This window comes from Pseudonocardia sp. T1-2H (genome assembly GCF_038039215.1).
Classification (GTDB): domain Bacteria; phylum Actinomycetota; class Actinomycetes; order Mycobacteriales; family Pseudonocardiaceae; genus Pseudonocardia.
Genome location: NZ_JBBPCL010000001.1, coordinates 525922 through 545165 on the forward strand (window position 1 = coordinate 525922; position 19244 = coordinate 545165).

Consider the following 19244-nt stretch of genomic DNA (forward strand, 5'->3'; position numbering starts at 1 on the left):
TCGGATCCGAGATCCACTGCGCTCAGGCCGACGACGGGGACAGCTCCGGGTCCTCCTCTTTGCGGCGCCCGGCCGGTGGGTCGTGCGGGAGCTCCCGGGTGGACATCAGAGCGAGCAGGGCGAGCAGGGCCGCGGTGAGCAGGCCGACCTTGAGCGACCTGAGTTGGGCCTTGGTGTAGTCGTCCACAATGGCGGCGGTGGTGGCCTGGTCGAGCTCGGCCTTCTCGGCGGCGGCCTGCACCTGGTCTGCTGAGACGAAGTCGATACCGTTCTCGACGGCGACACCCACCTGCGTGGCGACCTCGGCACCGATCCGCTGATCCGACTGGATCGTCGTGACGAAGGAGCTGGTCAGGCCGGTCAGCACGATCGCGCCGATCAGCGCCACGCCGAGGGAGGAGCCGAGTTGCTGGCCGGTGTACTGCAGCCCGCCTGCCTCCCCCGTCCTGAGGCGTCGACCGAGGACTGCACCACGTTGCCGAGCTGGGAGACCATGAGTCCCATCCCCACGCCGAGGATCCCCATCGAGACGGCGAACCCGACGTCCTTCAGCTCGGGATCGATCGTGGCGAGCAGGATCAGCACCGCCAGCGCCGCGGTGGTGAGTCCGGTCCGGACGATCCCGCGTACGGTGAAGCGGGTCGACAGCCGCGAGCCGGCCGCGGCGGCCAAGAACATGGTGATCGAGATGGGCAGCATCTTGAGGCCGGTCTGCAGAGCGTTCAGGCCGAGTACGAGCTGCAGGTACAGCGGCACCACGAAGAAGACGCCCATGAGGATGAGGTTCTGGCTGAACAGCCCGATCAGGCCCGAGCGAAGCGGAGGGATCCGCAGCAGGCTCAGGTGCACGAGTGGGTCCGCGCCGATCTTCTCCCGGTGGCGCTGCCACACCGTGAAAGCCCACAGCAGGACGGCGCCGCCTGCGATCATCCAGATGGTCAGCGAGAAGCCCAGCGGAGCGATCGGGGAGCCCTTCGGCAGCACCCAGCCCCAGGTGCTCGACTGCAGCGTGCCGAGCACGATGACGCCCAGGCCCACGGCCGACATGACGGCGCCCAGATAGTCCAGCCGCGGTTTCGGCCCGCCGCTCTTGGCGTCGGCGACCTTTCCGGTCATGGCGAGGATGAAGATGACCAACACGACCTCACCGGCGAAGACGACCCGCCAGCTGAGCTCGGTCGTGGCCCAGCCACCGAGGATCGGGCCCACGGCGATGCCGGCCCCGGAGACGCCACCGATCACCGCGTAGGCCACCTTCCGGGCGGCTCCGGCGAAGTTCCCCGCGATGAGCGCGGCGAGTGCCGGTAGGACCAGCGCCGCACCGATCCCTTCGAGGATCGACCAGCCCAGTGTCAGCACGGCCACGGTCGGCGCCAACGCCGTCGTCAGCGAACCGCAACCGTAGACGACCAGGCCGACGACGAACGCCCGGCGGCGGCCGATGATGTCACCGACCTTGGCGCCGGTCAGCATCAACATCGCCATGACCAGGCAGTACAGCGTGATCACTGCCTGAATCGTGGTCACCGTGGTGTGGAAGTCGGCCACCAGGGTGCTGATCGACACATTCATCACCGACTGGTCGAGCACCATGACGAACTGGGCGGTCGCCAGCGCGATCAGTGGTGCCCAGCGAATCGCCGACCCCGTCGACAATCCGGGCGCTGCCGTATCCGCGGGTGTTGTGTCCGTCACCGTCAGGTCCCTTCAGTCGTCGAACTAGCGGCTAACCGAAGGTCCGGGCTTCGGACCCGCGAGGCGGCCGGGGATGGCCGAGCCCCGCAAGGACACAGCTCCCGCGCCCCCTTCGGGAGACCTTGAGAGGGTGGCAGCGGTGCCGTCGGTCGTACCAGGGCCGTTCGGCTCGCCCTAGAGATGCCAACCGGCCCGTCCTGAGGGGGCACCCGTGATCGTCGGGGCAAGACGTTCGGCGAGCAGAACCCGCACACCGACGTCCGGCTGCGGAAAGATCAACGGCTAGCCGATCCTGTACCTGTACCGAACTACCGCTTACAGGCATGGATGAGGCCAGCGCCCCCGTACCGGGCCGCCTCATCGCTCCAGGCACAGCCGAGATGGGCTCGACCTCGTGTCGGTCACCCCTTCGCAGCATCCCCGCTCGGCGGCGGGCCCGGCTCCCCGGCGCGGCTCTCCGGCGCGGTCCGTGTATCTGGCCGGGTCTGCGTATCACGCCCAGCCCGGCTATCCGGCCCACTCGTGTACCTGGCCGTCTTCGGGTTCGCGCACGTGATCGACGGCCTGCCGTTCCACCTCGGTTGCTTCCGCCCGCTGTGGGACGCGCGCCGGCAGACGTTCGCGGACTCGATCTGCGACGCCGTGCTGGTCCACGCGGACTTCTGAGCACCGGCGGCGGTGCGACCCACGCCACGTCGGCGTGAGAGGCTGACCGCCGTGCGCATCAGGATGGGGCGTCTCGTTGCGTCCGCGGTGGTCGTCGGTGCCGTCGTCAGCGGCTGTGGCAGCGGGCCGAGCCAGGTCGACTCCGCGGTGATCCTCGGCCAGGACTCGATCTCGCTCACCCAGATGCAGGATCAGCTCCGCACCGCCCTGGGGCGCACGGACATGGTCCAGCGGATCACGCAGCAGGGCGGGACCACCGAGCAGATCTCCCGGGACGTCGTCACGGCCGCGGTCATGCACCAGCTGCTGGAGCGCGCCGCCCGGGCCGAGAACATCACGGTCACGGAGGCCCAGGTCGCCGCGGAGACCACGGCGCTCGGCGGCACCGAGGCGGTGCTCGGCCGCACCCTGTTCGACGAGGGGAACCTGCACGATGCCGTGTGGGACCGGCTCGCCGCCACCGAGCTCGGCCGCAAGTACGCGGACCGGCTGTCCGTCACCGTCGACGTCGCGCTGACGACCACTCAGGCCGAGGCCGAGGCGAAGGCCCGCACGATCGCGGCCGGCGGCCCGGCCGCCGAAGCCGTGTTCGACGACAGGAACACCGCCGCCCGCAACCAGGTCCTGCGCGTCGGCCAGGACGCGACCCTCGCCGCGACCGCCGCGTTCGGCACCCCCGCGGGCCAGGTCGTCGCGTTCGAGCCGTCCCGGGGCAGGCCGTCTGGGCCGTCATGCGCGTCACCCGGCGCTCCACGGACGCGCCGCCGAGCGAGCCCTCGGTCGTCTCCTCCACGGACAGCGACTCGCTCGCCGCGATCGGCCAACGGCTGGTCCAGCCGCTGTCGGACCAGCTCGCGGTCACGGTCAACCCTCGTTACGGCGTGTGGGACCCGGTGCAGATGCGGGTCGTCGCCCCCGAGCAACGCGGCGGGGTTCTCCTGCCGGTGCAGACCGGGCGGGGCTGACGCGTGGCGCCCACCGTCGTCGTCCTGTCCCGGCGGCTCGGCGCCGTCCTGCCCGCGGCCGCGCTCCCGGCCTTGCGGAACGCCTCGGTCGTGCTCGCGGATCCGAGCGTGCCGGACGAGCTGGTCGCGGCATCGGGCGCCACGCGCGCCGTCGAGGGCGAGTCCCTGCCGGACGACGCCGTCCTGCTGACGCTCGAACCCGCGCCCGGCGCCGTGGCGACCCCGGAACCGCACGGCGCTGCGCTGCTCGACGCCGTCGCCGTCATGGACCGCCTGCGCTCGCCCGGCGGCTGCCCCTGGGACGCCGAGCAGACCCACGCCTCGCTGCTGCAGTACCTCGTCGAGGAGTGCTACGAGCTTTACCAGGCGATCGAGGACGGCGACCGCGCGGACATGCGCGAGGAACTCGGGGACGTCCTGCTCCAGGTGCTGTTCCACGCCCGGGTCGCGCAGGAGTCCGCGGAGGCGCCGTTCGGCATCGACGAGGTCGCGTCCGGGCTGGTGGCGAAGCTCGTCGGGCGGCACCCGCACGTCTTCGCCGGCACCGAGCGGATCGACACGGCGTCCGTGCAGGAGAGCCGTTGGGAGGAGCTGAAGCGGGCCGAGAAGCAGCGCACGTCGAGTGTCGACGGCGTGCCGCTCGGCCAGCCCGCGGTCGCCCTCGCCGCGAAGCTCACCAGCCGAACCGCCCGCGCCGGCCTCCCGGACGACCTGCTGCCCACCGGCGGGGGCGTGGGGGAGGAGCTGTTCCGGGCCGCAGCGAAGGCGAAGCTCGCGGGGATCGACCCGGAGGCCGAGCTGCGCACCGCCGCCCGCCGCTTCGCCGAGCTGGTCCGGGAGGCCGAACGCACCGCGGCCGCCCAGGGCGCGGACCCGCACGCCCTGGACCCGGAAACCTGGCGCCGAGCCTGGCCCGCCTGACCGCGCGCCCTTTCCCACGCGCCCTCCCCCGCGAGTCGCGACGTGAGGCCGCGCGAGTCGCGGTGTGGGACCGCGCGAGTCGCGGTTTCGTGTCGCGTGAGGCGGGACTCGGCGCCGTGGCTGTCGAGCCGACGGTCTCCCGCAACTCAGAGGTCTGTCAGCCGACGTCCGTAGGGGCCCGGGTCACTGCTCCCGCCGGCATCCTCTCCCCAGGTCGGATGAAGGACGAGAGCCCGTCAGCATCGGAGGCCGGCGGGGCCCTGGAGGGCGAGCAGCTACTTGGTCATCGTGACGACGACGAGCTGACCGGCCGCGAGCTCGCTGCCCGGCTTCGGGTCGACCTTCGTCACCGTCCAGTTCTCCGGTAGGGCGACAAGCGACTTCCCGGAAGTGGGATCCGCGGCCAGCCGCACGTTCGTGAAGCCCATGCTCTTGAGCGTGGACTCGGCGATCGCGCCGTTCTGCCCCGTGAGATCCGGCACGGTCAGCGTCGCCGGCGCGGGTGTCTGCGTCGCAGCGGGGGCCGCTGTGACGACCGTCGCTGGCGCGGGCACCGTCACGGTCACCGGGGCGGCTGTCGTACCGCCGCCACATCCGGCGAGCGTAAGGAGGGCGGCCAGGGCGGCGCCGCTCAAGGCGAGACGGGAATACATCAGGGAGCGCTCCATTTGTGCTGCTTGTCCCGTGGTATCGGGGTCATCCCGTGAGTGGCGGCGTCGTTACCTGCTGCTGTCGGCTGGCATGTCTGGTCCTCGTCCATGCGCCATCGGCGCTGATGGCGACGAGGAGCGAGTTGCCACCCGACACCTCGGATGATTTCTCGCCTCCCGCTGGGCTCAGCGGGCTGGCGGCGTAGTCCGCCCTGGATGCTGCGGCGCCTGGACCGGGCGGTCCGGGCGGCCGGACGGCCGGCTGCGACGCGAGTTCCTCCCCAGCGGGTGACGCGGCCGACCGTCGCCCACGGCAATGTTCCCGGGCATGCGCACGAGGCTCGCGTCCCACCTGGGCTCTCGTCAGGTCGCTCGTGTCATTTACGGCGCGATCGTCGGCCTGGCCCTGGTTGTCGCATTGGAGGGCTACCCGCGGACCGCCGGGCAGATGATCGGCTGGCTGCTGGGCACGGCCGTCGCGGTCGCGCTCGCCGAGTTCTACAGCGAGGTGGTCGGCACCGAGACCAGCGAGCGGCACCGGGTAACCCGTCACCAGTTGCGGCACATGTTCGACGACGCCGCCGCGGTCGCGTTCGGTGGCGCCTTCCCTGCGGTGTTCTTCCTTCTAGCGGCGGTCGGCGTGATCAGGACGGAAGCCGCCTTTGCGCTGGCGAAACGGGGCGGGTTCGTGTTGATCGGCTTCTACGGCTACTGGGCGGCCCGTTTCTCCGGCGCTTCGGTTCTCCGGAGCCTGGCACAGGCCGGTCTGGTGGGACTGGTCGCTGCCTTCCTGATCGTGCTCAAGGCGGCGCTGCACTAGCCGCCGGCGCCCACACGGCACCGCGAGCACCCGCAGGCCGTCGGCTGCCAACGGGGTTTCCGCCCTGCACGGACGCCGAATTCACCCGGGCTGGATGAGGTGCCCGACCGGCCAGGCTCGGAGCCCATGAGTCGGACCGTTGGCGCACTGCGTGCCGGTCGGCGTCGTGGAGGCACGACCCTTAGGCGGAGGGAATATCCATGCGAATTGTTGTTGATTTGAATCGGGTATGCGCAATGCCCTCCGCTGGCGCCGGAGGTTCTCCAGCTCAGCGGTGAGGAGGCGCTGCTGTATGACCCCAACCCGGCGGACTCGCTGCGCCAGCACGTCCTGCGAGCCGCGGCATCCTCCATGACGGCAAGATCCAAGTAGCGATCAAGGCGCTAAGTGCGACTGCGCGGGAACCATGCGGAGACCGAGCGCGTCTGACCGGCGCCTCGAGGTCTGTTCGACGAGCCGTGGCCGGGCGCAGCGACCGCAGCATGGGCTGACTCAGACCCGCGCCGCGTCGCCGTGCTTGATGACCGTCCAGATCACGACGGCGGAAAGGATCATGATGAGGACGGCGCCGACGGGATAGGCCGCGATGAACGCCAGCTGGATGACTCCGTTGAAGCCGGCCACCAGCACCGCGACCACGCGGGCCCACCTGGCCCCGATGAAGAGCGCGACACCTGCGACCACCTCGACGATGCCCAGTGCTAGCAGTACCCAACCCCACGCGGCCACCCGGAGCGCGACGACGCGCTCGGCGTCGGCCACGACGAAGTCGCCTGCGAGGAGTGCCCTCAACCCGTCGATGGCATTCCACACCCCGAGGACGATCAGGATCACGCCGACCGCGACGACCATCCCGAACCAGCCCGAGCGGCGTTGCGGAAGACCGCCGTGAACGTGTTCACTCATGTCGTTGGTCTCCTCCGCACTCGAGCCGCTCGCTGCATGCTGCGGGTGTGGGCTGTGCCGCGCGTCATCCCGTGCGGGTGACCTCTCAACACGGCGGAGCGCATCGCGGTGACGAGGTTCCCGGCTGGTACGGCACAGTCATCGCAGCCCCCGCCCCGAAGGACGCTGGCGATCTTGCTCAAGTTCGGTGTAGACGACCGGCGTCGCTCTTGACGGTGTTCACCGAGACAGTCGGTCGGTGGCGGTTCGCTCGGCTGGTGTGCGGGTCCTCGCGCCGCCGCACCGCACGCGGTGGCCCGAGAGGTGCCGCACGACCACACCGTCCGTGAGATCGGGGGAGGATCAGAGCGGGTTGCGGCGCTGGACATCGGCAAGGCGGAGCTGGTGGCCTGCGTCCGGGTTCCCAACCCGGACAGACCGGGCCGCCGCGCGCAGGAGATCACGGCCTACTCGACGATGACCCGTTCGCTGCTGGGTCTGGCCGATCGGTTGCGTGAGCTGGGCGTGACCCGGGTGGTCATGGAGGCGACCTCGGATTACTGGAAACCGGTGTTCTACCTGCTGGAGTCCCAGGGGTTGGATCCGTGGCTGGTCAACGCCAAAGACGTCAAGCATCTGCCGGGTCGGCCCAAGACCGACAAGCTCGACGCGGTGTGGCTGGCCAAGGTCACCGAACGGCAGATGATCCGGCCCAGCTTCGTCCCGCCCCCGCAGATCCGGTTGCTGCGCGATCTGACCCGCTACCGCGCCGACCTGGTGAACACGCGCACCGCGGAGAAGAACCGGGTGGAGAAGCTGCTCGAGGACGCCCAGATCAAGCTGTCGGTGGTGGCCAGCGACATCTTCGGGGTGTCGGGCCGGGAGATGATGGCGGCGTTGATCGCCGGCGAACGTGACCCGAGGGTGCTCGCGCAGCTGGCCCGCACCGGGATGCGCCCCAAGATCCCGCTGCTGGAGCAGGCGTTCGTGGGGCGTTTCACCGATCACCACGCGTTCCTGTTGCGCACGATGCTGGCCCGGATCGACGAGGCCGGCGTGGATATCGCCGCGGTCGAAACCAAGATCGAGGAGCTGATTACCCCTTTCTCCCAGACGGTCGGGCGTCTCGATGAGATCACCGGGGTCGGACGGACCGCTGCGCACGTGGTGATCGCCGAGATCGGGGTGGACATGACCCGGTTCCCGACCGCCGCTCACCTGTGCTCCTGGGCCCGGTTCGCCCCCGGGATCAAGGAATCGGCGGGCAGAAACAGCGGCCGAGGTGCCACCGGGCACGGCAACCCCTACCTGGCCCGTGTCCTCGGCGAGGCGGCCGTGACCGCCGGGAAGACCGACACCTTCCTCGGCGAGCGCTACCGGCGCATCGCCCGGCGCCGGGGCAAGAAGAGGGCGATCGTCGCGGTCGGCCGCTCGATCCTGGTCATCATCTGGCACCTGCTGTCTGCCCCCGGCGCCCGCTACCGTGACCTGGGCTCCGACTTTTACGACAACCGCATCGGGCCGGACCGCAAGAAGCGCAACCACGTCCGGCAACTCGAGGCCCTCGGCTTCACAGTCACCCTCGAACCCGCGGCCTGAGCACCACCACAGCCCGACCCCGACACGCACCTGGCCGGTGGGCCCCGTTCGCCCGTCCCGACTCATTTTCGGATTAGGACCAGGTTTCGCCGTCGGAGCTGTAGCCCCCACCTGCTCCGAGCGGGTGGCGATCGTCAGCGACGAGACCTGGCTGCGGCCCACGCTGCGCTGCTTTCCTCCTGGTGCCGGGCTTTGTGCGAAGCTTTCCGGTCGCTGAGCTCGAGACGGCGAAGCGATGGGTCTCCGCCGGAGAGCACGCCGCTCCTGTTGCCGGTCCGGCGGCGGCGTCCGGACCGTCGACGGGCGGACCGTCTCACGAGAGGACGACGACGGTCTTCCTCCGGACCGTCAGCCCTTCTCGGCGCGGTACGGGACGAGCGCCCAGATCACGATCGCGTTCAGCACGATGAGCATCAGGCCCCAGATCGGGAAGTGCGGGAGGAACGCGAAGTGCGCCACGATGTTCAGCCCGGCCGCCGTGATGCCGAGGGGGCGGGCCCAGCTCGCGCCCCACAGCACGCCGGCGCCCGCCGCGCCGAGAAGGACGGCCAGGACCAGGTGGATCCAGCCCCAGGTGGCGAGGTTCAACGTGTAGGTGTATTGCGGTGTCCGCACGAGGAGTTCGTCCTGCGCGATCGACGCGATGCCGGTGAGGACGCCGCAGGCCCCCCCAAGCAGCATCAGGACGGCGGCGAACAGGGCGAAGGTCGTCGTGAACTCCGTCCGACCTCCGGGTGTCGCCGCTCCACCGGGCTCGGCCCGATGCGGCGTCGCGTGCGTGCTCATCGTGGACTCCTGTCGGCAGGGCCGGTCTCCGACGTCACCCTGGCCCCTCGGCACCGCCACGGCCCCATCCGGGACGGGTGAATCGTCTCCGGCCCGCGGGCCGGAGACTCCGCGCCCGCGTGGACGACGGCGACCGGGAGGTGTGGTGGGCGCGGCGAGCGAGCGGATTCGGGGGTTCGAGAGGCTCGACGAGGGGTTGCGGACGGGGGATCCGTGGTACCGCTGGGGTCACTACCTCAGCGAACGGCAGTAGGGACGGTCCGCGAGGGTCTCCGAAGGCGTTGCGGCGGCCCCGGACGGCGTAATCCCGGACGGGTGGGTCGACGTCGGGGAGGTGCTCGGCCAGGGCGCCAAGCAGCTGGCCGAGCGGCGCAGCGTAGCGATCCCGGCCCGGTATTGGGGTGAGGCCCTGCGGACGCGATAGGCAGCCGCGGTGACGACTGCTCGGCAGTTCATCAAGGAGGTGCGGGAGAACGTGACGCCCGGGACGTCCGCGCTGTTCGTGATGTCGTCGAACGCGGTGCCGGACAAGGTCCTTGAGCGCTTCGGGACGACCGGGGCGTCGCTGATCTCGACGAACCTGTCGAGCGAGCAGGAGGCGAAGCTGCGTGAGGCGTTCTCCGAGGTCGAGCACGTCTGATGGGGGCGGTGAGGGGTGGGGGCCGGTCGTGTCTCCCGGGCGCGGGGTGATCAGGGCGCCTTCACCCGGCGCGGGGGATGCCGGGCCCGCTATGGCAGGAGGGTGTTGAAGGTCAGTTTGTGACGACCAACCTCAACCCCCTCCTGACCGCACTGTACGTCAAGATCGACGACCATCTTGGGCACCGCACCCGTACCGGGCGGCCCCCGAAACTCTCCGACGCAGAACTACTCACCCTCGCCGTCGCCCAGGTGCTGCTCGGCATCCGTTCCGAGGCCCGCTGGCTGCGCTTCGTACCCGCACACCTCCCCGGGGCGTTCGGCGTACCTGCCGGGCCAGTCTGGCTACAACAAGCGTCTGCGTGGCGCTCTGCCACTGATCAAGCAGCTGATCCGGGTGTTGGCCTGCGACACCGACCTGTGGGCCGACCCGGTCTGGGTGGTCGACTCGACCCCGGTCGAGTGCGCCCGATCCCGCCCCACTGTCAAACGCTCCAACTTGGCCGGATGGGCCGGCTACAGCTACTGCGCAAGCCACTCGCGCTTCTTCTGGGGACTGCGCCTGCACCTGATCGCCACCCTGCCGAACGTCTCCTCAAACCGGCCCGTCGAGTCGATCTTCGACACACGCTCAAAGGACAACTCGACCTGGAACTCGACGGCGGCCGCAGCATCGACGGCGTCGGCGCCCGGATCGGGCAACGCTTCCTCGCCATGACCGCCGCGATCTGGCACAACCGGGCCACCGGCCAAGAACTCACCAGGTCCCCGACCGCCTACGACCACTGACCGAGTTCGGACTTCCTCGTCTAGCTGAAGAGGGACTGGGCCCAGTACTCGCCGTCCCCGAGGCCCGGCGGGCAGGCGAAGAGGGCGGAGCCGTTGTGCTCCAGGTACTCCATCATCTTGTCCTTCCTCGCCAGCGCCCGCTGCATCGGGACGAACTGCGTCTGCGGGTTCCGGACGAACGCGATGAAGAACAACCCCGCGTCGAGATGGCCGCTGCCGTCGGAGCCGTCGACGAAGTTGTAGCCCCGACGCAGGATCTTGACCCCGTTCAGTGACTCCGATGACGCCAGCCGGATGTGCGCGTCCGTCGGGATCGCGGGCTGCCCGTCCGCACCGCGAGCGTTCAGGTCCGCGCGGTCGAACTCCTTCTGCCCGCTGAGCGGATTGCCCTCGCCCTTGGTCCGCCCGACGATCTCCTCCTGCTCCTGCAGCGAGGTGCGGTCCCACGTCTCGATGTGCATCCGGATCCGCCGGGCGACGAGGTAGCTGCCGCCCGTCATCCACGCCGGACCGTCCCCGGCCTCCACCCACACGTGCTGGTCGATCTCCTGCGGTTCCTCGGCCTTGAGGTTGTTCGTGCCGTCCTTGAAGCCGAAGAGGTTGCGCGGGGTGGTCTGCGCGGTCGAGGTCGACGACGTCCGCCCGAACCCCAGCTGCGACCAGCGCACCGCGACGGTGCCGAAGCCGATCCGGACCAGGTTGCGGATCGCGTGCACGCCGACCTGAGGGTCGTCCGAGCACGCCTGGATGCAGAGGTCGCCGCCGGAGCGGTTCGGATCGAGCCGGTCCCCGGTGAACGAGGGGAGATCGATCAACGCGGGCGGCCGCTTGTCCACCATGCCGAGCTTGTCGAAGATCGACGCGCCGAGCCCGAGGGTCAGCGTGAGAGACGCGGCGGGCAGCCCCAGCGCTTCGCCGGTGTCCGTCGGCGGGGACAGCGGGTTCAGTCCGACGGCGCCGTTCTCGCTGGTCTCGAGCCCGGCGGTCATACGTTCCGCGGCGGCCGTCCACTTCTGGAAGAGCCGCTGCACCTCGGCCCGGTCCTTCGTGGTGAGGTCCAGGGCCACGAAGTGCATCCGGTCCTGGGCCGGGGTGACGATCCCGGCCTGGTGCTGCCCCCGGAACGGCACGACGCCGTCGCGGGCCGGCTCGTCGCCGGAGGAGGCCCCGGCGGCGAAGCCGATGCCGGCCCCGGCGCCGGCGAGCGCGACGCCCGCCCCGGCGAACCCGAACAACCGCCGCCGGGAGAACCCGCCGCCGTTCCCGCCGGAGGCCACGGGTGGCTGTTCCGGCGGGGCAGGAGGAGTGGACTCCGGCGCTGCGTCCGGTTCGGTCGAGGGGCGGGTCGGGCTCATGACGTGACGACCCCCGCCACCCGGCTGATCGGCTCGGCGAGTGCGTCGACGGCGGCGGCCATGGCCTTCTTGTCGTCCTCGGTCAGCGTCAGGTAGCTCTTGTAGCCGTCACCCTCGCGGTACTCGTCGAGCAGCGCGTCGACGGCGGCGAAGCGCTGGTCCAGCGTCGGGCCGAGCTGGGGGTCCTTCTCGTCGATCACCGGACGGAGTGCTGCGACCGCGCCCTGCGAGCCGTCGAGGTTCCCCTTGAAGTCCCAGAGGTCCGTGTGCGAGTAGCGGTCCTCCTCGCCCTCGATCTTGCCGGTGGCGACCTCGTCGAGCAGTTCCTTGGCGCCGTTGGCGAGCTGGACCGGGGTGAACTCGAGCGGGGCGACGCGCGTCTGCAGGTCCTTCGTGTCGGCCATCAGCTGGTCGGCGACGGTGGCCGAGTCCGGCTGCAGGCCGTCGACCCAGAGGTCCTTCTCCAGCCGGTGGAAACCGGTGAAGCCGACGCCCGGCTCGCGCTCGTCGTCCTCGCGGCCGTCCATCTTCGGGTCGAGGTCGCCGAACGACTCGGCGACGGGCTCGATCCGCTCCCAGTAGGTGCGGGAGACCGGGAAGAGGGCCTTGGCCTCCTCGACCTTGCCGGCCTTGACGGCGTCGACGAACTCCTGCGTCTTGGGCACGAGCGCGTCGATCTGCGAGCCGACGTAGCGCTTGTAGCCGGCCGTGGCCTCGGCGAGCTTGGCGTTCGTGTCGACCGAGCGGGCCGCCGTGCCGGTGACGGTGAAGGCGTTGCGGATGCCGTCGCCGATCATGCCGGGCTTGCAGGCGGTGGTGTAGTCGCCGCCGTCCGGTACCTCGACGATCAGGTTCCGGGACAGGCCCGGGCCGATGTTCTCGACCTCGCCCATGATCCGGTCGCCCGTGCCGTAGAGGTAGAACTCGGTGACCTTCGTGCCGGAGTTCTTGATCGAGAAGGAGATGTTGCCGGCCGGCGCCTCGACGCTGGAGACCTCGCAGGCGGCGTCGGTCGCGTTCACCGTGATCGGAGCGCCGACCGCGTCACCACCGGAGGGCGCGGCGGGCTGGGCGGTGCTGGTGCACCCGGCGAGGACGAGTGCGGCGGTTCCTGCGGTGAGCAGGACGGCAGCCGACCGTCGGGTGGTGCGGGACATGCTCTTCTCCTCGGGGAGTCAAACTCGCGCAGCGGCGGAGGTGGTGGACCGCGCGTGCAGGGGGATGAGGAACAGCGTCAGGACGACGGCGACGTAGAGCACCCAGACGACGGCCTGGAACACGGTCGTCTGGGGAGAAGTTGAAGACCCCCTTGAGCAACGTCCCGTACCAGGAGTCCGGCGGGATCGTCGCGCTCACGTCGAAGGCGAGGGTGGTGAGGCCGGGCAGCACGCCGGCCTCCTGCAGGTCGTGCACGCCGTAGGCGAGGATCCCGGCGGCCACGAAGATCAGCAGCAGACCGGTGACGGTGAAGAACTTCGCCAGGTTGATCTTCATGGCCCCGCGGTAGATCAGGTACGCGAGGACGATCGCCAGCGCGATGCCGATCAGGAAGCCGATCAGCGGCTGGGCGGTCTCGCCTGCGGCCTGGGCGGCGGCGAAGAAGAAGACGGCGGTCTCCAGGCCCTCGCGGCCGACGGCGAGCGTGGCCATGACGACGACCGCGACCGGCCCCATCCGGATCGCCGTCTCGAGCTTCCCCTGCAGGTCCGACGACAGGGCGCGCGCGTTGTTGCGCATCCAGAAGATCATCCAGGTGACGAAGCCGACCGCGAGGATGGACAGCGATCCGCCGAGGGCCTCCGACGCCTCGAAGGTCAGCGCCTGCTCGGCGAGGGTGAGTCCGAGGGTGACGCCGACGCTCACGAGCACCGCGATGCCGACGCCGAGCCAGACCTTCGGAAGCTCGCGCCGGCGGTCCGTCCGGACGAGGAACGCGACGAGGATGCTGACGACGAGGGAGGCCTCGAGGCCCTCCCTCAGTCCGATCAGCGCATTGCCCAACACCGAGCCGACCTCCGGTTCCCGCTGCCTCGATTAGGTGAGGCTCATCAGTAGCGGGCTGAGGCTAGCTTGCCGAACCGGCGGTTCGGAAGGCTCCGTCCCGAGGCCGCGGCGCCGGTCGTCGCTGTAATGTCTTTCGATGTCCGGATCTCGTCCTCGAGAGCGGTCGGCGCGACGGTCAGTCCTGCAGGGTCGCGATGCGGGCCCGGACTTCGCCGAGCGCCTCCTGGTACTCCGGCCGCGGGTCCATCACCACAGCCATCTTGAGCTGTGCGAGCGCCTCGCCGAGACGGCCCTGCCGCTGCAGCGCCTTGCCCAGCGCGAAGCGCGCGTAGTGGTCGGACGGATCCAGCTCGAGCACCTTGCAGAAAGCCTGCTCGGCCCGCTTGAGCTGCGCGGAGTCCAGGTAGGCGCGGCCGGCGAGCAGGTGCACCGAGGCGTCGTTGGGCTGGCTCTCGACCACCGGGGTCAGGGCCTGCAACGCGTCGAGCGGACGCCTGTCGGACAACAACATCTCGGCACGACGGAACGACTCGAAGACCAGGTTTCGCTCCCGGCGGGAGACGGGTTCGCTCGTCATGGTCATTCCTACGTTAGGTGTCGGGACCATGAATCGCGAGGCTTGACATCCGTGCGCGTCGCGCGAGCGCACGCGCGCCCGCGAGGCCGCTGCGGGAAGGCGCACAGTGACGTGGCCCGGGCTCGTACCCCGGATCGTCGGTGCCTGCGGCTAACCTGACGCAGGCGAATCTCGGTACGGCGACGGTGAACAGGAGCAACGGGTGGCAGCCATCGAGCAGGTCGGGGCGCGAGAGATCCTCGATTCCCGGGGCAACCCCACGGTCGAGGTCGAGGTCGCCCTCGACGACGGCACGCTGGCCAGGGCCGCGGTGCCCTCCGGCGCGTCGACCGGTGAGCACGAGGCCGTCGAGCTGCGGGACGGCGATGCCCGCTACGGCGGCAAGGGGGTCGAGAAGGCTGTCACCGCGGTCCTGGACGAGATCGGCCCCGAGCTGACCGGCATGGAAGCGGTGGACCAGCGCCTCGTGGACCAGCGGCTCGTCGACCTCGACGGGACCCCGGACAAGTCGCGGCTGGGCGCCAACGCGCTGCTGGGCGTCTCGCTCGCGGTCGCGAAGGCCGCCGCGGAGTCCTCGGGGCTGGAGCTGTTCCGCTATGTCGGCGGGCCGAACGCGCACGTGCTGCCGGTTCCGATGATGAACATCCTCAACGGCGGCGCACACGCGGACACCTCGGTCGACGTCCAGGAGTTCATGGTCGCCCCCATCGGCGCCGAGTCCTTCCGCGAGGCCCTGCGCTGGGGCGCGGAGGTGTACCACGCGCTGAAGTCCGTGCTGAAGGAGAAGGGCCTTTCCACCGGCCTCGGCGACGAGGGCGGCTTCGCCCCGGACGTCGCCGGCGGCACCAAGGGCGCGCTCGAGCTGATCGGCGTCGCCGTCGAGAAGGCGGGCTACACCCTCGGCACGGACGTGGTGCTCGCCCTCGACGTGGCGGCCACCGAGTTCTTCTCCGACGGCGTGTACCGGTACGAGGGCAAGGAGCTCTCCTCGGCGGACCTGTCCAAGGTCTGGGCCGAGCTGGTGAACGAGTTCCCGCTGGTCTCGATCGAGGACCCGCTCTCCGAGGACGACTGGGACGGCTGGGTCTCGCTCACCCAGTCCATCGGGGACAAGGTCCAGATCGTGGGCGACGACCTGTTCGTCACCAACCCGGAGCGGCTCGAGGAGGGCATCAACCGGGGCGCCGCGAACGCGCTGCTGGTGAAGGTCAACCAGATCGGCACGCTGTCCGAGACGCTCGACGCCGTCACGCTGGCCCACTCGTTCAGCTACCGCTGCATGATGAGCCACCGCTCGGGGGAGACCGAGGACGTGACGATTGCGGACCTCGCCGTCGCCACCGGCTGCGGCCAGATCAAGACCGGCGCCCCCGCCCGTTCCGAGCGGGTCGCCAAGTACAACCAGCTGCTGCGCATCGAGGAGGCCCTCGGCGACGCTGCGCGTTACGCCGGTGAGCTGGCGTTCCCGCGGTACACGGTGCCGCAGGCCTGAGGCCGACGATGGCGGCGGTGTCCCACGCGGAGTCCGAACGGACGCGGGCCCGGGGTGACCGGGCCCGCACTGGTCGCGGTGCCGCCCGTCCGACGAGCGGCAAGCGGGTCCGGGAGCCGCGGCTCACCCGGAGCCGGTCCCGCGGGGTCGTCGCGGCCACCACCGGCCTGCTCGGGCTGTCGTCGACGCGGCGGGCGGCGATCCTCGCGATCGTCGTCTGCGCGTTGACGCTGACCGTCGCCATGCCGCTGCGCAACTACGTGGCGCAGCGCCAGGCACTGACGGAGGTCTCCGACCAGCAACGGGCGCTGGCCGCCGAGGTCGATCAGCTGACCGAGCGACGGGCGCGGCTGTCGGACCCGGAGGAGGTCGCGGCCGAGGCCCGGTCCCGGCTCGGGTACGTCAAGCCCGGCGAGATCCCGTACGTGGTGCAGCTGCGCGAGACCGCGGACCCCGCCGCGGCGGAGGCAGCCCAGGCGAACACCCCGTGGTACAGACAGTTGTGGAGCGACGTGACGCAAGGATCCCCGCAGTGACGAGCCCCGCGAGCCGGGATGCGGCGGCTACCGAATCGGGGTCCGCGGGGGCGTCGGCCGAGGACCTCGCCGTGATCGCCGAGCAGCTCGGCCGCCCGCCCCGCGGCGTCCTCGCGGTGGCGGCACGCTGCCCGGCCGGCCACCCCGCGGTGGTCCGGACGGCGCCCCGGCTGCCGGACGGCACGCCGTTTCCCACGCTGTACTACCTGACCTGCCCGAAGCTGGCGTCCCGGATCGGGACCCTCGAGGCCGAGGGCCTCATGCGCGAGCAGACCGACCGCCTCGCCGAGGAGCCCGAGCTCGCCGCGGCGTACCGCGCTGCGCACGAGTCCTACCTTGCGGAACGGAACGCGATCGAGCCGCTCGGCACGGACGTCAGCGCGGGCGGGATGCCGGACCGCGTCAAATGTCTGCACGTCCACATCGCCCACTCGCTGGCGAAGGGCCCCGGGGTCAACCCGATCGGCGACGACGCGATCGCCCATCTGGGAGACTGGTTCACCACGGGCCCCTGCTCCGCCTGACTCCACGAGCCGACTCCACGAGCCGCGACTCGGTCCCCGCGAGTCGCGCTCTGGAGCCGGGCGAGTCGCGTTCTGGAGCCGGGCGAGTCGCGTTCTGGAGCCGGGCGAGTCGCGTTCTGGAGCCGGGCGAGTCGCGTTCTGGAGCCGGGCGAGTCGCGTTCTGGAGCCGGGCGAGTCGGGGCCTGAGGCCTCTCGAGTCGCGCCTCTGGGCCGTGCGAGTCGACCCTGCGCGCGCTGAGGGAGCCGCATCGGCGAGCCCTCCGGGGGCCGTCGCATGTCTCGTTCGGCGCGGCGATGACGCGCACGATTTGACGCGCACGATTCGGTAGATCCCGGGCCCGGGCCCATCGCGGTACGAGCCCGGTGACCAGACCCCGCCGCGCGCCCGACTCCAGTACGAACCGAGACCCGTGTGGCGTCTGATCCCGGCTCGAAGGAATCCAGACCGCGACTTGAAGGCGGTAGATCGCGACTCGCGAGGTTTTACGTCGCGACTCGCGGGGTCTCAGATCGCGACTCGCCCGGCCTTAGATCGCGACTCGCGGGCGGTCCGGGCGGTCGGGGCGGGCCAGGGGCTGATCAGGTGGTGGGGGTGACGCGGGTGAGGAGGGTCCGGGTCGCGGTCGTCGGGGGCAGGGTGCCCGCGGTGCGCCAGGGGCCGTCCGCGGCGAGGCGGGCCGAGACGAACGCGTCCGCGGCCTCGGTCGGCGCGGTCCGCAGCATCAGCGAGCCCTGCAGGCAGAGCGCCAGGAGCTCGGCGAGGCGGCGGGCGGTGCGCGGGTCCGGCTCCCGCAGCGCGGTGCGCAGCGACGAGCACGCGGCGTCGAAGCGGCTGTCCGCGCCCGCGGCGGCGTCGACCTCCGTCAGCACCGCGTCCACGGACTCCGGGGACCGGCCGACGGCGCGCAGGACGTCGAGTGCGGTGACGTTCCCGGAGCCCTCCCAGATCGAGTTCAGCGGCGCTTCCCGGTACAGCCGCGGCATCGGGGACTCCTCCACGTACCCGTTGCCGCCGAGGCACTCCAGCGCCTCCGCGACGACGGCCGGGGTCCGCTTGCACACCAGGTACTTCGACGCCGGCAACGCCAGCCGCAGCAGCGCCGTCTCGCCGCGGTCCGCGGCGCCGGCCAGCCGCAGCGCCAGCGTCGTCGCTGCCTCGGACTCGACGGCCAGGTCCGCGATCACCGCCTGCATCAGCGGCTGGTCCGCGAGCCGGGCCCCGAACGCGCTGCGGTGTGCCACGTGGTGCGCCGCCTCGGACACCGCCGCGCGGACCGTGCCGGCCGAGCCGAGGACGCAGTCGAGCCTGGTCATCGACACCATCTCGATGATCGTCGCGACGCCGCGGCCCTCGTCGCCGACGCGCCACCCGAGCGCACCCGCGTACTCGATCTCCGATGACGCGTTGGACCGGTTCCCGAGCTTGTCCTTCAGCCGCTGGATCCGGAGCGCGTTGCGCGTCCCGTCGGGGAGCACGCGGGGGAGGACGAAGCAGGTCAGCCCGCCCGGCGCCTGGGCGAGGGTCAGGAACAGGTCGTTCATCGGGGCGGAGGTGAACCACTTGTGCCCGACGAGCGAGTACGTCCCGTCCGCGTGCGGCGTCGCGACGGTCGTGCCGGTGCGGACGTCCGAGCCGCCCTGCTTCTCCGTCATCGACATCCCGGCGAGCAACCCCGCCTTGGCCTCCGGCCGCGCGAGTCCCGGCGCGTAGGTGCGGGAGGTCAGGCCCGGCTCGAACCGCGCCGCCAGCGCGGGGGCGTGCCGCAACGCCGGGATCGACGCGTAGGTCATCGAGATCGGGCAGCAGTGTCCCTGTTCCAGCTGGCTGACCAGGTAGAACCCCGCGGCGCGGGTGACGTGGGCCCCGGGGCCGCCCGCCCACGGGGCCGCGTGCAGCCCGGCGCCGACGGACAGTTCCATCAGCGCGTGCCACGACGGGTGGAACTCCACCTCGTCGACCCGGTGGCCGTAGCGGTCGTGGGTGCGCAGGACGGGCTCGTTCTCGTTGGCCAGCCGCGCGTGCTCGCGGTACTCCGCCGAACCGACCGCTGCGGCCAGCCCCTTGAGGTCCTCGGGGGCGCCGCCCTCCCGACGCAGGGCGTCCGTGAGCGCGGGATCGCAGGCCAGCGGATCGAAGCCGTCGAGCGGCGGGGCCTGGTTGGTCACCGTGTGGGTGCCCAGATCGGTCTGCGGGTCGACATCGCTGTACGCCACGTACCGGAGAGTAACCCGGCTCCGTCCCCCAGGGACCCCCCGCGTGAGCAGTTCGCGCACGGCGTCGCCGGGCCGGCCGGGCTGCGTGATGTGCGAGGTCCGGACCGCGTAGCGTGGTCGCCCGGAA

Annotated in this window: 18 protein-coding genes and 4 pseudogenes; 11 read left to right on the top strand and 11 right to left on the bottom strand. The window is 70.9% G+C overall.

The genetic code is table 11. The annotated features are described in order from the left end of the window. Positions 1-22 precede the first annotated feature (22 nt). Both WBK50_RS02610 and WBK50_RS02615 read right to left on the bottom strand, forming a co-directional pair. A complete protein-coding gene (locus tag WBK50_RS02610) occupies positions 23-388 on the bottom strand; it encodes a hypothetical protein (protein ID WP_341334056.1) in 366 nt (121 codons plus the stop codon). After that, positions 379-1695, bottom strand: coding sequence for an MFS transporter (locus tag WBK50_RS02615; RefSeq protein ID WP_341334057.1), 1317 nt, complete (start codon positions 1693-1695; stop codon positions 379-381). The genes WBK50_RS02610 and WBK50_RS02615 overlap by 10 nt, the downstream gene beginning before the upstream one ends. Before the next feature lie 522 nt (positions 1696-2217). Between WBK50_RS02615 and WBK50_RS02620 the strand changes: the two genes are divergently transcribed. Next, positions 2218-2361, top strand: coding sequence for a hypothetical protein (locus WBK50_RS02620; protein WP_341334058.1), 144 nt, complete (start codon positions 2218-2220; stop codon positions 2359-2361). Positions 2362-2424: 63 nt separating this feature from the next. Beyond that, a pseudogene (locus WBK50_RS34900) lies at positions 2425-2667 on the top strand (hypothetical protein); the annotation flags it as partial. Positions 2668-2885: 218 nt separating this feature from the next. On the opposite strand, the gene WBK50_RS02630 reads toward WBK50_RS34900, so the two are convergent. Then, positions 2886-3035, bottom strand: coding sequence for a hypothetical protein (locus tag WBK50_RS02630; protein WP_341334060.1), 150 nt, complete (start codon positions 3033-3035; stop codon positions 2886-2888). 57 nt (positions 3036-3092) lie between these two features. On the opposite strand from WBK50_RS02630, the gene WBK50_RS02635 reads away from it, so the two are divergent. Together WBK50_RS02635 and WBK50_RS02640 are read left to right on the top strand one after the other, a co-directional pair. Continuing rightward, on the top strand, positions 3093-3326 hold the full coding sequence (locus tag WBK50_RS02635) for a hypothetical protein (protein WP_341334061.1): 234 nt from the start codon (positions 3093-3095) through the stop codon (positions 3324-3326). Between the two features lie 3 nt (positions 3327-3329). Beyond that, positions 3330-4247 (top strand): MazG family protein, encoded by a 918-nt coding sequence (locus WBK50_RS02640; RefSeq protein WP_341334062.1) that lies wholly within the window; start codon positions 3330-3332, stop codon positions 4245-4247. A 275-nt stretch (positions 4248-4522) separates the two neighbouring features. Here the strand turns inward: WBK50_RS02640 and WBK50_RS02645 are convergent, their stop codons facing one another. Then, positions 4523-4915 (bottom strand): PASTA domain-containing protein, encoded by a 393-nt coding sequence (locus tag WBK50_RS02645; protein ID WP_341334063.1) that lies wholly within the window; start codon positions 4913-4915, stop codon positions 4523-4525. Positions 4916-5225: 310 nt separating this feature from the next. Between WBK50_RS02645 and WBK50_RS02650 the strand changes: the two genes are divergently transcribed. Further along, the gene (locus WBK50_RS02650) at positions 5226-5717 is read left to right on the top strand and encodes a hypothetical protein (RefSeq protein ID WP_341334064.1); all 492 of its coding nucleotides are present in this window, start codon (positions 5226-5228) and stop codon (positions 5715-5717) included. A 492-nt stretch (positions 5718-6209) separates the two neighbouring features. Here WBK50_RS02650 and WBK50_RS02655 read toward each other — a convergent pair whose 3' ends face one another. Continuing rightward, positions 6210-6623 (bottom strand): DUF7144 family membrane protein, encoded by a 414-nt coding sequence (locus tag WBK50_RS02655; RefSeq protein WP_341334065.1) that lies wholly within the window; start codon positions 6621-6623, stop codon positions 6210-6212. A gap of 303 nt (positions 6624-6926) precedes the next feature. On the opposite strand from WBK50_RS02655, the gene WBK50_RS02660 reads away from it, so the two are divergent. Continuing rightward, positions 6927-8201 (top strand): IS110 family transposase, encoded by a 1275-nt coding sequence (locus WBK50_RS02660; protein WP_341334066.1) that lies wholly within the window; start codon positions 6927-6929, stop codon positions 8199-8201. A 348-nt stretch (positions 8202-8549) separates the two neighbouring features. On the opposite strand, the gene WBK50_RS02665 is transcribed toward WBK50_RS02660, so the two are convergent. Further along, positions 8550-8987: a DUF7144 family membrane protein gene (locus WBK50_RS02665; protein ID WP_341334067.1), complete on the bottom strand. Its 438-nt coding sequence runs from the start codon at positions 8985-8987 to the stop codon at positions 8550-8552. 451 nt (positions 8988-9438) lie between these two features. Between WBK50_RS02665 and WBK50_RS02670 the strand changes: the two are divergent. Together WBK50_RS02670 and WBK50_RS02675 are read left to right on the top strand one after the other, a co-directional pair. After that, positions 9439-9627, top strand: a pseudogene (locus WBK50_RS02670) (DUF1269 domain-containing protein); the annotation flags it as partial. A 119-nt stretch (positions 9628-9746) separates the two neighbouring features. After that, positions 9747-10415, top strand: a pseudogene (locus WBK50_RS02675) (IS982 family transposase). A 20-nt stretch (positions 10416-10435) separates the two neighbouring features. Here WBK50_RS02675 and efeB read toward each other — a convergent pair. The 4 genes and pseudogenes from efeB to WBK50_RS02695 form a co-directional block, all read right to left on the bottom strand. Beyond that, positions 10436-11770, bottom strand: a complete 1335-nt coding sequence (efeB, locus tag WBK50_RS02680; RefSeq protein WP_341334068.1) for an iron uptake transporter deferrochelatase/peroxidase subunit — start codon at positions 11768-11770, stop codon at positions 10436-10438. Beyond that, positions 11767-12927, bottom strand: coding sequence for an iron uptake system protein EfeO (efeO, locus tag WBK50_RS02685; RefSeq protein WP_341334069.1), 1161 nt, complete (start codon positions 12925-12927; stop codon positions 11767-11769). Before efeO ends, efeB begins: the two co-directional genes overlap by 4 nt. Before the next feature lie 18 nt (positions 12928-12945). Next, positions 12946-13774: pseudogene (gene efeU / locus WBK50_RS02690) on the bottom strand (iron uptake transporter permease EfeU). A gap of 175 nt (positions 13775-13949) precedes the next feature. Next, positions 13950-14357, bottom strand: coding sequence for a tetratricopeptide repeat protein (locus WBK50_RS02695; protein WP_341334070.1), 408 nt, complete (start codon positions 14355-14357; stop codon positions 13950-13952). 196 nt (positions 14358-14553) lie between these two features. Between WBK50_RS02695 and eno the strand changes: the two genes are divergently transcribed. Genes eno through WBK50_RS02710 form a run of 3 tightly spaced genes read left to right on the top strand, consistent with a single transcriptional unit; the run spans position 14554 to position 16903 of the window. Then, positions 14554-15843, top strand: a complete 1290-nt coding sequence (gene eno, locus WBK50_RS02700) for a phosphopyruvate hydratase (protein ID WP_341334071.1) — start codon at positions 14554-14556, stop codon at positions 15841-15843. Positions 15844-15851: 8 nt separating this feature from the next. Beyond that, complete coding sequence (locus WBK50_RS02705) at positions 15852-16379, top strand: FtsB family cell division protein (protein ID WP_445942212.1); 528 nt, start codon at positions 15852-15854, stop codon at positions 16377-16379. Beyond that, positions 16376-16903 (top strand): DUF501 domain-containing protein, encoded by a 528-nt coding sequence (locus tag WBK50_RS02710; protein ID WP_445942213.1) that lies wholly within the window; start codon positions 16376-16378, stop codon positions 16901-16903. Before WBK50_RS02705 ends, WBK50_RS02710 begins: the two co-directional genes overlap by 4 nt. A 579-nt stretch (positions 16904-17482) precedes the next feature. On the opposite strand, the gene WBK50_RS02715 is transcribed toward WBK50_RS02710, so the two are convergent. Continuing rightward, the gene (locus WBK50_RS02715; RefSeq protein WP_341334073.1) at positions 17483-19117 is read right to left on the bottom strand and encodes an acyl-CoA dehydrogenase family protein; all 1635 of its coding nucleotides are present in this window, start codon (positions 19115-19117) and stop codon (positions 17483-17485) included. Positions 19118-19244: the final 127 nt, after the last annotated feature.

What these genes read in the sequence shown, in the direction of transcription:
- WBK50_RS02635 (WP_341334061.1), top strand. Translation starts at nt 3,093, where the DNA reads ATGCGCGTCACCCGGCGCTCCACGGACGCGCCGCCGAGCGAGCCCTCG.
- WBK50_RS02645 (WP_341334063.1), bottom strand. Translation starts at nt 4,915, where the DNA reads ATGGAGCGCTCCCTGATGTATTCCCGTCTCGCCTTGAGCGGCGCCGCC.
- WBK50_RS02705 (WP_445942212.1), top strand. Translation starts at nt 15,852, where the DNA reads ATGGCGGCGGTGTCCCACGCGGAGTCCGAACGGACGCGGGCCCGGGGT.
- WBK50_RS02655 (WP_341334065.1), bottom strand. Translation starts at nt 6,623, where the DNA reads ATGAGTGAACACGTTCACGGCGGTCTTCCGCAACGCCGCTCGGGCTGG.
- WBK50_RS02665 (WP_341334067.1), bottom strand. Translation starts at nt 8,987, where the DNA reads ATGAGCACGCACGCGACGCCGCATCGGGCCGAGCCCGGTGGAGCGGCG.
- efeB (WP_341334068.1), bottom strand. Translation starts at nt 11,770, where the DNA reads ATGAGCCCGACCCGCCCCTCGACCGAACCGGACGCAGCGCCGGAGTCC.
- WBK50_RS02650 (WP_341334064.1), top strand. Translation starts at nt 5,226, where the DNA reads ATGCGCACGAGGCTCGCGTCCCACCTGGGCTCTCGTCAGGTCGCTCGT.
- efeO (WP_341334069.1), bottom strand. Translation starts at nt 12,927, where the DNA reads ATGTCCCGCACCACCCGACGGTCGGCTGCCGTCCTGCTCACCGCAGGA.
- WBK50_RS02695 (WP_341334070.1), bottom strand. Translation starts at nt 14,357, where the DNA reads ATGACCATGACGAGCGAACCCGTCTCCCGCCGGGAGCGAAACCTGGTC.